We start from the raw sequence: 13,351 nt of genomic DNA, 5'->3' as shown, positions 1-13,351 counted from the left end.
GCGAATTAGTTACTCTTCTTCTGTGCCGGGGCCTGGCCCTTGCCTTTGTCCTGCAGCTGCGACGGAACCAGCACGGTGGTTACGCGTTTGCCTTTCTCGCTGGAGGCCTGCATTTTTTGCTCTTTAACCAGATAGGTAATCTGGTCACCGGTAATATTGCTGTCCAGCTGTTCCAGATAGGCGTTTCCGGTCAGGATGACCAGATCCTTCGCCAGCTCATAGTGCATATGCGAGGCGTGGCCCTTCACCGGCTTGCCGTTGTCCTGCATCTGGTAGAAGGTGGCCGGGTTGCCGTAGCCATCAATGATCTCTTTGCCCTGCTCGCCGCCCGGACGGGTAACGACCACCTTATCGGCATTAATTTTGATGGTGCCCTGCGTCATGACGACGTTACCCGTGAAGGTAACGACGTTACCCTGCATATCGAGAGACTGGGTGTCGGACTCGATATGGATCGGCTGGTCGGTATCGCCCGTTACAGCAAGCGCGGGGAGACTGGCCGCCAGCATCGCGCTGGCGATAATTACTTTAAGGCTGAGTTTGTTTGTTTTGAATTTCATAGGAGGTTCTAACCTTTTCAATCAGCTCGGCGTTCTTGCTGCGTAAGTTCCCGCGCATTCTTAAACCGCTGGAATTAAATGTTGTGCCATACAGTGTGACCAGATCCTGCGACGTCACGTCCTGGGTTACCAGGTTGATCTGGGCATTATCCGTCGTAATTTTTCGCAGTTGCGAGTCAGCGGTCAGGGCGTTGACTTCAACGTGGCCATACAGATAAAGCATACGATCATTTGTCAGTTTGGCCCGATCTGACTTAATTGACCACGTCGGCACTTTGTCTTTATCGAATGTGGTCATGACAGGTTGGGTAAACCACGAAACGCCGTCATCGGAAAAGTATTCAACATGCTGGGCAATCAGGCGATAGTTCAGCGCACCTTCCGGGCTATAGACCACGGTGTCGCTGTGATCGCTTTTATAGGTTGGATCGTTATTGTTGACCACTTCCGTTTGCGTGTCGTCGCGATCGGCAAGGTTCACGCCAATCAATACCAGTGCGACAAGCGAAAGCAGAATGATAACCCAACGTCTGGTTTTACTCATATCGATTGCCCTTTGGCTTCATCAAGCTTGCCCTGCGCCAGCAGAAGCAGATCGCAGACTTCACGGACGGCACCCCGGCCACCGTTGATGCAGGTAACGTAGTCAGCGCGCGGGATCAGTAACGGGTGAGCATCAGCAACCGCGATGCTGAGACCGACTTTAGCCATCACCGGCCAGTCAATCAGATCGTCCCCGACGTAAGCCACGTTCTCCGGTGCGATAGCCAGTTTACCCAGTAAATCGTTGAACGCTGCCATCTTATCGGATTGACCCTGGTAAAGATGGGTAATCCCTAAGGTTTCACAGCGGTCTTCTACCAGTTTAGCTTTTCGTCCGGTGATGATAGCAACCTCGATACCCGAAGTGAGCGCACAGCGGATACCGTAGCCGTCGCGAACGTTAAACGCTTTCAGCTCTTCACCATTATTGCCCATGTAAATCAGGCCATCGGAAAGTACGCCATCCACATCCAGAATGAGCAGACGAATGTTTTCCGCCTTTGCCATCATCTGGGTACTGACCGGACCATAACAGGTTGCAAGGGATGCACCCGCATTATTCATTGTCTTATCCTTTATTACACTACGCCAGCGCGCAGCAGATCATGCATATGTACCACACCCAGCAACTGGTCGCCATCGGCAACCATAACGGAGGTGATATGGCGGGACTGCATCAGGTTCAGCACATCCACGGCTAACGTTCCCGGACGCACGCGGATGCCGCCGGGCGTCATCACGTCGGCAATGCCAAGCGTGCGGACATCTACACCCATGTCGAACACGCGACGCAGGTCGCCATCGGTGAAGATCCCCTGAATTTTCATCAGATCGTCGCACACGACCGTCATACCCAGATTCTTGCGGGTGATTTCCAACAGCGCATCACGCAGGGAGGCTTCTTTACTGACGTGAGGGATCTCATCCCCGGTGTGCATAATATCGTTTACCCGCAGCAGCAGCTTGCGCCCCAGCGCGCCGCCCGGGTGGGAAAGCGCGAAATCTTCCGGCGTAAAACCGCGGGCTTCGAGCAGCGCCACGGCAAGGGCATCGCCCATGACCAGCGCAGCAGTTGTGCTGGACGTCGGCGCCAGGCCCAGCGGACAGGCCTCTTTCGGTACTTTAACGCACAGGTGAATATCGGCCGCACGCGCCATGCTACTTTCCGGACGGCTGGTCATGCAAATCAGGGGGACCTGCAGTCGCTTCAGTACGGGGATCAGCGCCAGAATTTCATTGGACTCCCCGGAGTTGGACAGCGCAATAACGACATCCTGCGGCGTGACCATCCCCAGATCGCCGTGCGCGGCTTCCCCAGGGTGTACAAAGAAAGACGAGGTTCCGGTGCTGGCAAATGTTGCTGCCATTTTGCGTCCAATGTGGCCGGACTTACCCATTCCCATCACCACGACTTTGCCGGCACAGTAGAACATCTTCTCACATGCCAGACTAAAATCCTGATTAATGTACTGATCTAACTGCGCCAGACCTTCACGTTCAATCTCCAGAACCTCTTTGCCTGCTTTCTGAAAGTCAAAACCCGGCTGCAATTCTATTTGCGACATAATGCGTTTCCGTTTACCCAGAGAGAAGAGGCGAGAGCCAGTACAGCATCGCCATCCATACGATAAATCCACCCGTCAGCAGTGCGCCTGCGCCTTTGCCGATCTGTCGTTGCCGCCGCCAGCAAAGCAGGGCAAATATCACGCTGACCAATAACATCACGCCGTAGTCGCGCGAGAACGCCAGGGGATTAAAGGGCCCTGGCGTAATCAGGGCCGGCAGGCCCATCACAATGGCGATATTGAAAATGTTGGAACCGATAATATTACCAATGGCGATGTCATCTTCCCCTTTACGCGCCCCCGCAATGGCGGTGGCCAGCTCAGGCAAGCTGGTGCCGATAGCAATAACCGTCAGGCCGATCGTCAGCTCGCTCATGGCAAAATAGTTTGCCAGCACCGTCGCGTTATCCACGACCATGCGCGTTGCCATTGGCATGATGATCAGCGCGACGCCAAGCCAGAGCAGGGCGACCGGTAGCGTGCCTTCGCGCGGAAGTTCGGCAACCTGCTCACGCGTCAGGCTGTCCTGACCCTGCTTTTCCGCCTGGCGGGCAATTTTAACACTATACAGCAGCCAGATGACGGCCAGCGCCAGCAGGAAAATGCCGTCGCTGTAGCTCAGTACGCCGTCATAAAATACGCACCCTGCCAGCAGGCTTACGACTAACATTAGCGGCAATTCACGGCGCAGAACATCAGAATGCACGCGAAATGGATGGAGAAGTGCCGCAAGGCCTAAAATCAGTAATATATTGACGATGTTAGAGCCAATCGCGGTGCCAATTGCCAGGTCTAACTGACCATGCAGCGACGCCGAGACGGAGACGATGATTTCAGGAAGTGATGTGCCAACGCTGACCACGGTCATCCCGATGACAACAGGCGGTACGCCCGTCAGGCGACACAGGATAGATGCAGCAAAGACTAAACGGTCAGCACTGTAGACCACTAACAGTAAACCAATAATTAACAGTGCTGTTGCTAAAAGCATCAAAAGTCCTTTCTTCAGGTATACTTGTCGGTCCATCGCGCGGGAATGGCTGGACTGCATACGGTCTGAGGCGTAACGAATTCCTAATTTTGACTTTATGCGCCGGAAAAGTAAAACAAATGCCAGCTTTCGCTAACCTCAACGGCTAATATTCTGTAAAAATGCTGGGTTAAGGGCTGATTCAGGCTGTACGCCTTAACGTGAGCAGGGTAAGAAAGGAACTATAAATGAGCCAAACGATGGCGAATTTAGTCGATGTCCGCGGTGTGAGTTTTTCACGTGGCAATCGTCTGATATTCGATGATATTTCGTTGACCGTACCGCGTGGCAAAATCACCGCCATCATGGGGCCGTCCGGGATCGGTAAAACGACCCTCCTGCGCCTTATAGGTGGTCAGATCCCACCGGATAGCGGTGAAATCCTCTTCGATGGCGAAAACGTCCCGGAGATGTCGCGCTCGCGCCTGTATACTGTCCGCAAACGTATGAGTATGCTCTTTCAATCGGGGGCGTTGTTCACCGACATGAACGTCTTTGATAACGTGGCCTATCCGCTGCGCGAGCATACCAGCCTGCCGCCTGAACTGCTGAAAAGCACGGTGATGATGAAGCTTGAAGCTGTTGGGTTGCGCGGGGCCGCGAAGCTGATGCCTTCGGAACTGTCCGGCGGGATGGCGCGCCGCGCCGCGCTGGCGCGAGCCATTGCATTAGAGCCCGATTTAATCATGTTCGACGAACCGTTTGTCGGACAGGATCCCATCACGATGGGCGTGCTGGTAAAGCTCATCTCTGAACTGAACAGCGCGCTCGGCGTCACCTGTATCGTGGTGTCTCACGATGTACCGGAAGTATTGAGCATTGCCGATTACGCCTATATCGTGGCGGACAAAAAGATCGTCGCACACGGTAGCGCTCAGGCGCTGCAGGAAAATTGCGATCCGCGCGTGCGGCAGTTCCTTGACGGTATTGCTGACGGACCCGTACCGTTCCGCTACCCGGCGGGCGACTATCGTGACGATTTACTGGGAATAGGGAGTTAAGCCACTCATGCTGTTAAATGCGTTGGCCGCTCTCGGACACCGTGGCATAAAAACCATCAGGACGTTCGGGCGTGCCGGATTGATGTTATTCAACGCGCTGGTCGGCAAGCCGGAGTTTAGCAAGCACGCCCCTCTGCTGGTGCGTCAGCTTTATAATGTCGGCGTGCTGTCGATGCTCATCATTATTGTTTCCGGTCTGTTTATTGGCATGGTGCTGGGGCTGCAGGGCTACCTCGTCCTGACAACCTACAGTGCGGAAACCAGCCTCGGGATGCTGGTGGCGCTCTCGCTTTTACGCGAGCTGGGGCCGGTTGTGGCTGCGCTGCTGTTCGCCGGGCGCGCAGGGTCAGCATTAACGGCTGAGATTGGCCTGATGCGTGCCACCGAGCAGCTCTCCAGCATGGAGATGATGGCGGTCGATCCGCTGCGTCGCGTGATCTCGCCGCGTTTCTGGGCGGGGGTGATCTCGCTGCCGCTACTGACTATTCTGTTTGTCGCCGTGGGTATCTGGGGCGGCTCGCTGGTTGGGGTCCACTGGAAAGGCATTGATGCCGGTTTCTTCTGGTCCGCGATGCAGGACGCCATCGACCTGCGCATGGATCTGGTTAACTGCCTGATTAAAAGCGTGGTATTTGCCATTACGGTCACCTGGATTGCATTGTTCAATGGTTACGATGCCATCCCGACGTCGGCGGGCATTAGCCGTGCAACTACACGTACAGTCGTACATTCGTCGCTGGCCGTACTGGGTCTGGATTTTGTGCTCACCGCACTGATGTTTGGGAATTGAGTTCATGCAAACGAGAAAAAATGAAATTTGGGTCGGCGTGTTCCTGCTGCTGGCGCTGCTGGCGGCACTCTTTATCTGCCTGCGAGCGGCAGATATCACCTCAGTACGCACTGAGCCGACGTATCGTATCTATGCCACCTTCGACAACATCGGTGGGCTGAAGGCACGTTCGCCGGTCCGCATTGGCGGTGTGGTGATAGGCCGCGTATCTGACATTACGCTTGATGAAAAAACGTATCTGCCGCGCGTCGCGATGGATATCGAAGAACGTTACAACCACATTCCGGACACCAGCTCCCTTTCTATCCGTACTTCCGGCCTGCTGGGCGAACAATATCTGGCACTTAACGTGGGCTTTGAAGACCCCGAGCTGGGAACGACTATCCTTAAAGACGGTAGCGTTATCCAGGATACGAAGTCCGCGATGGTACTGGAGGATATGATTGGTCAGTTCCTTTACAACAGTAAAGGGGATGATAAAAAGTCTGACGATGCCCCTGCGCAGAGTGAAGACCATACCAACGTTGCGCCGACCCCTGGTGCTGCGAATTAATTCAGGAGAAGTCATTCATGTTTAAACGACTGTTAATGGTTGCCATGCTGGTCATTGCCCCTCTCACTGCGGCACATGCTGCGGATCAGAGCAACCCGTATAAACTGATGGACGAAGCTGCGAAGAAAACCTTCGACCGTCTCAAAAACGAACAGCCAAAAATTCGCGCGAATCCTGATTATCTGCGTGACGTGGTTGACCAGGAACTGCTGCCGTATGTGCAGATCAAATATGCGGGAGCGCTGGTGCTGGGGCGTTATTACAAAGATGCGACGCCTGCGCAGCGTGAAGCCTACTTTGCCGCATTCCGTGAATACCTGAAACAGGCCTACGGCCAGGCGCTGGCGATGTACCACGGTCAGACCTATCAGATTGCGCCAGAGCAGCCGCTGGGCGATGCCACCATCATCCCTATCCGCGTGACGATCAACGATCCTAACGGCCGTCCGCCGGTGCGTCTGGATTTCCAGTGGCGTAAAAATAGCCAGACCGGCCACTGGCAGGCGTATGACATGATCGCCGAAGGGGTGAGCATGATCACCACTAAACAGAACGAGTGGAGCGACCTGCTGCGCACCAAGGGCATTGATGGCCTGACCGCACAGCTGCAGTCTATTTCTCGTCAGAAAATTACTCTGGACGAGAAGAAGTAATGTCGCAGCAACTCCGCTGGTCGCGTGAAGGTGAGACGTTAAAGCTGTCCGGTGAACTGGACCAGGATCTGCTGAACCCGCTGTGGGACAAACGTCATGAAGCGATGCAGGGCGTGACGCTTATCGACTTAACCGACGTCACGCGGGTGGATACGGCAGGCGTTGCGCTGCTTGCCCATCTGGTTGCCGTGGGGAAAAAGCAGGGAACAAGCGTCATGCTTCATGGCGCGAGCGAGAATGTCGTTACCCTTGCGCAACTCTACAATCTGCCTCAGGACGTACTGCCTCGTTAATATTTTCAGTGCGTTACTTCCGAAAGCCCTGACAGTTTCATCGTCGGGGCTTTTTGCTTGTTTAAGACGACGCCACTTTGCTCTAAGATGTTGGGCTTGTTTTCACTATCAGATGATTAAGAGCCCATGGAAAATCATGAAATCCAGACAGTGCTGATGAATGCACTCTCCCTTCAGGAAGCCCACGTCACTGGCGATGGCAGTCACTTCCAGGTTATTGCTGTGGGTGAGATGTTCGACGGTATGAGCCGTGTGAAGAAGCAGCAGGCTGTGTACGCGCCGCTGATGGAATATATTGCGGATAACCGCATCCACGCCCTGTCGATTAAAGCGTTCACCCCGCAAGAGTGGGCACGCGATCGCAAACTAAACGGTTTTTGAGCTGAGGGCTACAGGCCCGCAGCACGGTTGAATTTATAAGAGAGCACATCAATGGATAAATTTCGTGTACAGGGGCCAACGCGTCTCCAGGGCGAAGTCACAATTTCTGGCGCGAAAAACGCCGCGCTGCCAATCCTCTTTGCTGCGCTGCTCGCGGAAGAGCCGGTAGAAATTCAGAACGTACCGAAGCTGAAAGATATCGACACCACCATGAAGTTGCTCACCCAGCTGGGCACTAAAGTTGAGCGCAACGGTTCCGTCTGGATTGACGCCAGCAACGTGAACAACTTCTCTGCGCCTTACGATCTGGTGAAAACCATGCGTGCTTCTATCTGGGCGCTTGGCCCGCTGGTGGCGCGTTTCGGTCAGGGTCAGGTTTCTCTGCCGGGCGGCTGCGCTATCGGCGCGCGTCCGGTTGACCTGCATATCTTTGGCCTGGAGAAACTGGGTGCAGAGATCAAGCTGGAAGAAGGTTACGTTAAGGCCTCCGTCAATGGCCGTCTGAAAGGCGCGCACATTGTCATGGACAAAGTGAGCGTTGGCGCTACTGTCACCATTATGTCTGCAGCGACGCTGGCGGAAGGTACCACCATCATCGAAAACGCCGCGCGTGAACCGGAGATCGTGGATACCGCCAACTTCCTCGTGGCGCTGGGCGCGAAGATCTCCGGCCAGGGTACTGACCGCATCACCATCGAAGGCGTTGAGCGTCTGGGCGGTGGTGTGTATCGCGTTCTGCCGGACCGTATCGAAACCGGCACCTTCCTGGTGGCTGCGGCGATCTCTGGCGGTAAAATTGTATGTCGCAACGCGCAGCCAGATACCCTGGATGCGGTGCTGGCGAAACTGCGTGAAGCGGGTGCCGATGTTGAAACCGGTGAAGACTGGATCAGCCTCGATATGCACGGCAAGCGTCCGAAAGCGGTAACCGTGCGTACGGCGCCGCATCCGGCATTCCCGACCGATATGCAGGCACAGTTCACCCTGCTGAACCTGGTGGCGGAAGGTACCGGTGTGATCACCGAGACTATTTTCGAGAACCGCTTTATGCACGTCCCGGAACTGATCCGTATGGGTGCACATGCTGAGATCGAAAGTAACACCGTGATTTGCCACGGTGTTGAGAAACTGTCCGGTGCTCAGGTAATGGCAACAGATCTGCGTGCGTCTGCAAGCCTGGTGCTGGCGGGCTGTATCGCGGAAGGCACTACGGTGGTGGATCGTATTTATCACATCGATCGTGGCTATGAACGTATCGAAGACAAACTGCGCGCGCTGGGTGCCAATATCGAGCGTGTGAAGGGCGAGTAATCGTTCCGGCAGCCCCCTGCCAGAAATGACCGGGGGGTTGCTATTCCTGTCACAAAAACCGTTATTCCTGCGGTTCTGTTTTTACTTTTCTCTGGCGCATCATGCGCGTTCTGTCGATAAATTCATGAGTAACTGGATCGTGATAGCGTGAAGGCCAGATCACCCACGGGTGCGTTTCCAGCGCCGTCGCGATAATTAATTCTCCCTTTGGCCAGGGGCGGGTCAGGGCGTTGGCCAGGGTGGAAGAACTCAGACCATGGCGGCGGGACTCTGCTGCAAGTGACGTACCTCTTTTGCGCAGTGCCGCAATGATATCTGCCGTATGCCAGTCGATAAATTTCGTATCCATAACGCTGTCCTTAAGTTCGGATTCACCTACGCCGTTTCTTCTGAAACGACTGGCTTACTATACCCATTTCACATTCGTGTTCTAAAAAGTTCGCGTTACTTGCAGGGATATTCAGAATAAGGCATGACTTTATTCATGCGGACTCTAACCCGATGAATTTACGTGAATACGGAATTTACTGGTGCGTTTTTGAACCTCCCCGCAATGGGAGCGGGGAGGTGGGGCAAGATTAACGGTCGCGCTGAACAGCGATGTGGGCAAGACCGATCAGCGCATCGCGCCATGGGCTGTCTGGAATAACCTGGAGAGCTTCGATGGCTTTGTCAGCCTCTTCTTCAGCACGCTGACGGGTCCATTCCAGTGAGCCGCAGATTGCCATCGTTTCCAGTACAGGTTCCAGAAGATGGCGACCATTTCCCTGTTCGATCGCCTCACGGATCATTTTCGCCTGGTCGGCCGTTCCGTTGCGCATCGCGTGAAGGAGCGGCAGGGTCGGTTTTCCTTCGTTCAGGTCATCGCCAACGTTTTTGCCGAGCGTTTCGCCGTCCGCGCTGTAGTCCAGCAAATCATCAATTAGCTGGAACGCAGTGCCCAGATAGCGTCCATAGTCCTGCAATCCTTTTTCCTGCGCCTCGGAACAGCCAGCCAGAATGCCGGAGCACTGGGCGGCCGCTTCAAACAGGCGCGCTGTTTTGCTGTAGATAACGCGCATGTAGTTTTCTTCGGTGATATCCGGATCATTGACGTTCATCAGCTGCAGCACTTCGCCTTCAGCGATGACGTTGACGGCTTCTGACATCACCTCCAGCACTTTCAGAGAGCCGAGGCTGGTCATCATCTGGAAGGCGCGGGTATAAATAAAGTCCCCGACCAGAACGCTGGCGGCGTTCCCGAAGGCTGCGTTTGCCGTGGCTTTGCCACGACGCATATCGGATTCATCCACAACATCGTCATGCAGAAGCGTCGCGGTGTGAATAAATTCAATCAGCGCGGCGATCGTCACGTGGGCATTTCCCTGATAGCCAACGGCTCTGGCAGCCAGAATGGCAATCATCGGGCGAATGCGTTTACCGCCGCCGCTGACAATGTAATAGCCCAACTGATTGATCAGCTGAACGTCAGAGTTGAGTTGCTCCAGGATTGCTGCATTTACACCCGCCATATCTTGCGCGGTTAACTCGTTGATTTTTTCTAAATTCATCGCAAAAGCCGGGCTTTTTATCCTGTTGATCCCATCTTCAATGGGGTAACGAAGGGTTTCGGTTTATCAATAGTAGTGCTGATTGTACTGAAAAAACGGCTCAGATAAACGTTACCGTACGTGTTGTGTTTTTTTTCTTCATGTATTGACGGTAGCACTTGTCAAAGGCTCGCGTTTTGCGTAATATTCGCGCCCTATTGTGAATATTTATAGCGCACTCTGATTCATACGAGGACGTGCGCGGAAGCGGAGTTTATATGTACGCGGTTTTCCAAAGTGGTGGTAAACAACACCGAGTAAGCGAAGGTCAGACCGTTCGCCTGGAAAAGCTGGACATCGCAACTGGCGAATCTGTTGAGTTCGCAGAAGTTCTGATGATCGCAAACGGTGAAGAAGTCAAAATCGGCGTTCCTTTCGTTGATGGCGGCGTTATCAAAGCTGAAGTTGTTGCACACGGTCGTGGCGAGAAAGTTAAAATCGTTAAGTTTCGTCGTCGTAAACACTACCGTAAGCAGCAGGGCCACCGTCAGTGGTTCACTGATGTGAAAATTACTGGCATCAGCGCCTAAGACCTGAGGAGAGATTTAAATGGCACATAAAAAGGCTGGCGGCTCCACACGTAACGGTCGCGATTCAGAAGCTAAACGTCTTGGCGTTAAGCGTTTCGGTGGCGAATCCGTTCTGGCGGGTAGCATCATCGTTCGTCAACGTGGTACCAAATTCCACGCTGGCAACAACGTAGGTTGCGGTCGTGACCACACTCTGTTTGCTAAAGCAGACGGTAAAGTGAAATTTGAAGTTAAAGGCCCGAACAACCGTAAATACATCAGCATCGTTGCTGAGTAAGGTTTTCTCGGTCCGGTAACGGATTAAAGCCCCGCAACGTGTTGCGGGGCTTTTTACATTGGAAACCCGGAAAATTTTCTGTAGGGAAAACGGGCATGAAGCAGCAGGCCGGCATTGGTATTCTTTTGGCGCTCACGACCGCAATGTGCTGGGGTGCGCTGCCAATTGCAATGAAGCAGGTACTGGAAGTGATGGAGCCGCCTACGGTGGTCTTTTATCGCTTTCTGATGGCAAGCATCGGTCTCGGGACCATCCTTGCAATTAAAGGTAAGCTTCCACCGTTGCGACTCTTCCGTAAACCTCGCTGGCTGGTGTTACTGGCCATTGCGACGGGCGGTCTGTTCGGTAACTTCATCCTGTTCAGCTCTTCCCTGCAGTATTTAAGCCCTACAGCGTCTCAGGTGATTGGCCAGCTTTCACCCGTGGGTATGATGGTTGCCAGCGTGTTCATCCTCAAAGAGAAGATGCGCGGGACGCAGATTATCGGGGCAACCATGCTGCTTTGTGGTCTGGTGATGTTTTTCAACACCAGCCTGATCGAGATTTTTACCCGGCTTACGGACTACACCTGGGGCGTGATCTTCGGCGTGGGAGCAGCAACGGTCTGGGTGAGCTATGGCGTCGCGCAAAAGGTGTTATTGCGTCGCCTGGCCTCACAGCAGATCCTTTTTTTGCTGTACACTTTGTGTACAGTGGCATTATTGCCGTTAGCGAAGCCGGGCGTCATTGCCCAGCTGAGCGACTGGCAACTGGCGTGCCTCATTTTTTGTGGGCTTAACACGCTGGTCGGTTATGGCGCGCTGGCGGAAGCGATGGCGCGCTGGCAGGCAGCACAGGTGAGCGCGTTGATCACGCTTACCCCGCTGTTTACGCTGTTATTTTCAGATTTGTTATCAATGGCCTGGCCCGATGTCTTCGTCAGACCGATGCTCAACCTGTTGGGCTATCTCGGTGCGTTTGTCGTGGTTGCGGGCGCGATGTATTCCGCCATTGGTCATCGTCTTTGGGGACGTTGGCGCAAAAATGAAGCGGTCGTAGTAGTCCCCCGCTCAGGCGAATGAGTTACGGAGAGTAAAATGAAGTTTGTTGATGAAGCGACGATTCTGGTCGTGGCAGGTGATGGCGGTAACGGTTGTGTAAGCTTCCGCCGTGAAAAATATATTCCTCGTGGCGGCCCTGACGGCGGTGACGGTGGCGATGGTGGTGACGTGTGGCTGGAGGCGGATGAAAACCTCAACACGCTGATCGACTACCGCTTCGAAAAATCCTTCCGCGCTGAACGCGGCCAGAACGGCCAGAGCCGTGACTGTACCGGTAAACGCGGTAAAGACGTGACCATTAAGGTTCCGGTCGGTACGCGCGTTATCGATCAGGGCACCGGTGAAACCATGGGTGATATGACCAAGCACGGTCAGCGCCTGATGGTCGCAAAAGGCGGCTGGCACGGTCTGGGCAACAGCCGTTTCAAATCTTCCGTTAACCGTACCCCGCGCCAGAAAACGATGGGTACACCGGGCGATAAGCGCGATCTGCAGCTGGAGCTGATGCTTCTGGCAGACGTGGGCATGCTGGGTATGCCAAACGCCGGTAAATCGACGTTTATTCGTGCTGTCTCTGCGGCGAAACCAAAAGTGGCGGACTATCCGTTTACCACGCTGGTGCCAAGCCTCGGCGTTGTCCGTATGGATAACGAAAAGAGCTTCGTCGTGGCTGATATCCCTGGCCTGATCGAAGGCGCTGCAGAAGGGGCTGGTCTGGGTATTCGCTTCCTGAAGCACCTTGAGCGCTGCCGCGTCCTGCTGCACCTCATTGATATCGATCCAATCGATGGTTCCGATCCGGTAGAGAACGCCCGCATTATCATCGGCGAGCTGGAAAAATACAGCGAAAAACTGGCGAGTAAACCACGCTGGCTGGTCTTCAACAAGATCGACCTGATGGACAAAGCGGAAGCCGAAGCGAAAGCCAAAGCGATTGCTGAAGCGATGGGCTGGGAAGATAAATACTACCTTATCTCCGCGGCAAGCCAGGTTGGCGTGAAAGATCTCTGCTGGGATGTGATGACCTTCATCATCGAGAACCCGGTCGTTCAGGCTGAAGAAGCGAAACAGCCAGAAAAAGTCGAATTCATGTGGGATGACTACCACCGCCAGCAGCTCGAAGAGCTGGAAGCGGAAGAGGAAGACGACTGGGACGATGACTGGGATGAAGATGACGAAGAAGGCGTCGAGTTCATCTACAAGCACTAATATCTGTCCGAAGCCCCCATCCAGGG

The 13,351-nt window shown here is 54.2% G+C and carries 18 protein-coding genes; 11 read left to right on the top strand and 7 right to left on the bottom strand.

What is annotated here, in order from left to right; all coding sequences use genetic code 11:
- Positions 1-5 precede the first annotated feature (5 nt).
- The 5 genes from lptA to AC4ICF_RS20560 are packed head-to-tail and all read right to left on the bottom strand — an operon-like array spanning position 6 to position 3,659.
- Positions 6-560, bottom strand: a complete 555-nt coding sequence (gene lptA / locus AC4ICF_RS20580) for a lipopolysaccharide ABC transporter substrate-binding protein LptA (protein WP_028014569.1) — start codon at positions 558-560, stop codon at positions 6-8.
- On the bottom strand, positions 529-1,104 hold the full coding sequence (gene lptC / locus AC4ICF_RS20575) for an LPS export ABC transporter periplasmic protein LptC (RefSeq protein ID WP_028014568.1): 576 nt from the start codon (positions 1,102-1,104) through the stop codon (positions 529-531). The genes lptA and lptC overlap by 32 nt, the downstream gene beginning before the upstream one ends.
- The gene (kdsC, locus tag AC4ICF_RS20570; RefSeq protein WP_491466129.1) at positions 1,101-1,667 is read right to left on the bottom strand and encodes a 3-deoxy-manno-octulosonate-8-phosphatase KdsC; all 567 of its coding nucleotides are present in this window, start codon (positions 1,665-1,667) and stop codon (positions 1,101-1,103) included. Before kdsC ends, lptC begins: the two co-directional genes overlap by 4 nt.
- Before the next feature lie 14 nt (positions 1,668-1,681).
- Positions 1,682-2,668: an arabinose-5-phosphate isomerase KdsD gene (gene kdsD, locus AC4ICF_RS20565; RefSeq protein WP_163329752.1), complete on the bottom strand. Its 987-nt coding sequence runs from the start codon at positions 2,666-2,668 to the stop codon at positions 1,682-1,684.
- A 13-nt stretch (positions 2,669-2,681) separates the two neighbouring features.
- Positions 2,682-3,659: a calcium/sodium antiporter gene (locus tag AC4ICF_RS20560; RefSeq protein ID WP_028014566.1), complete on the bottom strand. Its 978-nt coding sequence runs from the start codon at positions 3,657-3,659 to the stop codon at positions 2,682-2,684.
- 227 nt (positions 3,660-3,886) lie between these two features.
- Here AC4ICF_RS20560 and mlaF point away from each other — a divergent pair, with 227 nt between their 5' ends.
- The 7 genes from mlaF (at position 3,887) to murA (ending at position 8,680) form a co-directional block, all read left to right on the top strand.
- The gene (gene mlaF / locus AC4ICF_RS20555; protein WP_116343511.1) at positions 3,887-4,699 is read left to right on the top strand and encodes a phospholipid ABC transporter ATP-binding protein MlaF; all 813 of its coding nucleotides are present in this window, start codon (positions 3,887-3,889) and stop codon (positions 4,697-4,699) included.
- 7 nt (positions 4,700-4,706) lie between these two features.
- Complete coding sequence (mlaE, locus tag AC4ICF_RS20550) at positions 4,707-5,489, top strand: lipid asymmetry maintenance ABC transporter permease subunit MlaE (protein ID WP_028014564.1); 783 nt, start codon at positions 4,707-4,709, stop codon at positions 5,487-5,489.
- Between the two features lie 4 nt (positions 5,490-5,493).
- Complete coding sequence (gene mlaD, locus AC4ICF_RS20545) at positions 5,494-6,042, top strand: outer membrane lipid asymmetry maintenance protein MlaD (RefSeq protein WP_041911946.1); 549 nt, start codon at positions 5,494-5,496, stop codon at positions 6,040-6,042.
- A 17-nt stretch (positions 6,043-6,059) separates the two neighbouring features.
- On the top strand, positions 6,060-6,695 hold the full coding sequence (mlaC, locus tag AC4ICF_RS20540; protein WP_061096951.1) for a phospholipid-binding protein MlaC: 636 nt from the start codon (positions 6,060-6,062) through the stop codon (positions 6,693-6,695).
- Entirely contained in the window at positions 6,695-6,988 is a 294-nt protein-coding gene (gene mlaB, locus AC4ICF_RS20535; RefSeq protein ID WP_316379849.1) for a lipid asymmetry maintenance protein MlaB, read from the top strand. The genes mlaC and mlaB overlap by 1 nt, the downstream gene beginning before the upstream one ends.
- Positions 6,989-7,114: 126 nt before the next feature.
- On the top strand, positions 7,115-7,369 hold the full coding sequence (gene ibaG / locus AC4ICF_RS20530) for a BolA family iron metabolism protein IbaG (protein ID WP_008501458.1): 255 nt from the start codon (positions 7,115-7,117) through the stop codon (positions 7,367-7,369).
- Between the two features lie 51 nt (positions 7,370-7,420).
- Positions 7,421-8,680, top strand: a complete 1,260-nt coding sequence (murA, locus tag AC4ICF_RS20525; RefSeq protein ID WP_028014560.1) for a UDP-N-acetylglucosamine 1-carboxyvinyltransferase — start codon at positions 7,421-7,423, stop codon at positions 8,678-8,680.
- Positions 8,681-8,741: 61 nt separating this feature from the next.
- On the opposite strand, the gene sfsB is transcribed toward murA, so the two are convergent.
- Together sfsB and ispB are read right to left on the bottom strand one after the other, a co-directional pair.
- Positions 8,742-9,029, bottom strand: a complete 288-nt coding sequence (gene sfsB, locus AC4ICF_RS20520; protein WP_061096952.1) for a DNA-binding transcriptional regulator SfsB — start codon at positions 9,027-9,029, stop codon at positions 8,742-8,744.
- Between the two features lie 229 nt (positions 9,030-9,258).
- On the bottom strand, positions 9,259-10,230 hold the full coding sequence (ispB, locus tag AC4ICF_RS20515) for an octaprenyl diphosphate synthase (RefSeq protein WP_028014558.1): 972 nt from the start codon (positions 10,228-10,230) through the stop codon (positions 9,259-9,261).
- Between the two features lie 257 nt (positions 10,231-10,487).
- Between ispB and rplU the strand changes: the two genes are divergently transcribed.
- The 4 genes from rplU (at position 10,488) to cgtA (ending at position 13,325) form a co-directional block, all read left to right on the top strand.
- Positions 10,488-10,799 carry a 50S ribosomal protein L21 gene (gene rplU, locus AC4ICF_RS20510; RefSeq protein ID WP_003025032.1) on the top strand — a complete coding sequence of 104 codons (312 nt, stop codon included), beginning with the start codon at positions 10,488-10,490 and terminating at the stop codon, positions 10,797-10,799.
- 19 nt (positions 10,800-10,818) lie between these two features.
- Entirely contained in the window at positions 10,819-11,076 is a 258-nt protein-coding gene (rpmA, locus tag AC4ICF_RS20505; RefSeq protein ID WP_004385076.1) for a 50S ribosomal protein L27, read from the top strand.
- Between the two features lie 95 nt (positions 11,077-11,171).
- Positions 11,172-12,137, top strand: a complete 966-nt coding sequence (locus tag AC4ICF_RS20500; protein ID WP_116343508.1) for a DMT family transporter — start codon at positions 11,172-11,174, stop codon at positions 12,135-12,137.
- 15 nt (positions 12,138-12,152) lie between these two features.
- Positions 12,153-13,325 carry an Obg family GTPase CgtA gene (gene cgtA / locus AC4ICF_RS20495; protein WP_014885381.1) on the top strand — a complete coding sequence of 391 codons (1,173 nt, stop codon included), beginning with the start codon at positions 12,153-12,155 and terminating at the stop codon, positions 13,323-13,325.
- The last annotated feature ends 26 nt before the right edge of the window (positions 13,326-13,351 follow it).

It is taken from the genome of Enterobacter sp. ECC_219_Taxon_10, assembly GCF_058354905.1.
Note: the sequence above shows the minus strand (reverse complement) of the source record. Positions and strands in the feature narration are given on the sequence as shown.

What these genes read in the sequence shown, in the direction of transcription:
- mlaC (WP_061096951.1), top strand. Translation starts at nt 6,060, where the DNA reads ATGTTTAAACGACTGTTAATGGTTGCCATGCTGGTCATTGCCCCTCTC.
- lptA (WP_028014569.1), bottom strand. Translation starts at nt 560, where the DNA reads ATGAAATTCAAAACAAACAAACTCAGCCTTAAAGTAATTATCGCCAGC.
- mlaD (WP_041911946.1), top strand. Translation starts at nt 5,494, where the DNA reads ATGCAAACGAGAAAAAATGAAATTTGGGTCGGCGTGTTCCTGCTGCTG.
- rplU (WP_003025032.1), top strand. Translation starts at nt 10,488, where the DNA reads ATGTACGCGGTTTTCCAAAGTGGTGGTAAACAACACCGAGTAAGCGAA.
- rpmA (WP_004385076.1), top strand. Translation starts at nt 10,819, where the DNA reads ATGGCACATAAAAAGGCTGGCGGCTCCACACGTAACGGTCGCGATTCA.
- AC4ICF_RS20560 (WP_028014566.1), bottom strand. Translation starts at nt 3,659, where the DNA reads ATGCTTTTAGCAACAGCACTGTTAATTATTGGTTTACTGTTAGTGGTC.
- ibaG (WP_008501458.1), top strand. Translation starts at nt 7,115, where the DNA reads ATGGAAAATCATGAAATCCAGACAGTGCTGATGAATGCACTCTCCCTT.
- kdsC (WP_491466129.1), bottom strand. Translation starts at nt 1,667, where the DNA reads ATGAATAATGCGGGTGCATCCCTTGCAACCTGTTATGGTCCGGTCAGT.
- ispB (WP_028014558.1), bottom strand. Translation starts at nt 10,230, where the DNA reads ATGAATTTAGAAAAAATCAACGAGTTAACCGCGCAAGATATGGCGGGT.
- cgtA (WP_014885381.1), top strand. Translation starts at nt 12,153, where the DNA reads ATGAAGTTTGTTGATGAAGCGACGATTCTGGTCGTGGCAGGTGATGGC.
- mlaE (WP_028014564.1), top strand. Translation starts at nt 4,707, where the DNA reads ATGCTGTTAAATGCGTTGGCCGCTCTCGGACACCGTGGCATAAAAACC.
- mlaF (WP_116343511.1), top strand. Translation starts at nt 3,887, where the DNA reads ATGAGCCAAACGATGGCGAATTTAGTCGATGTCCGCGGTGTGAGTTTT.
- lptC (WP_028014568.1), bottom strand. Translation starts at nt 1,104, where the DNA reads ATGAGTAAAACCAGACGTTGGGTTATCATTCTGCTTTCGCTTGTCGCA.
- murA (WP_028014560.1), top strand. Translation starts at nt 7,421, where the DNA reads ATGGATAAATTTCGTGTACAGGGGCCAACGCGTCTCCAGGGCGAAGTC.
- mlaB (WP_316379849.1), top strand. Translation starts at nt 6,695, where the DNA reads ATGTCGCAGCAACTCCGCTGGTCGCGTGAAGGTGAGACGTTAAAGCTG.
- AC4ICF_RS20500 (WP_116343508.1), top strand. Translation starts at nt 11,172, where the DNA reads ATGAAGCAGCAGGCCGGCATTGGTATTCTTTTGGCGCTCACGACCGCA.
- sfsB (WP_061096952.1), bottom strand. Translation starts at nt 9,029, where the DNA reads ATGGATACGAAATTTATCGACTGGCATACGGCAGATATCATTGCGGCA.
- kdsD (WP_163329752.1), bottom strand. Translation starts at nt 2,668, where the DNA reads ATGTCGCAAATAGAATTGCAGCCGGGTTTTGACTTTCAGAAAGCAGGC.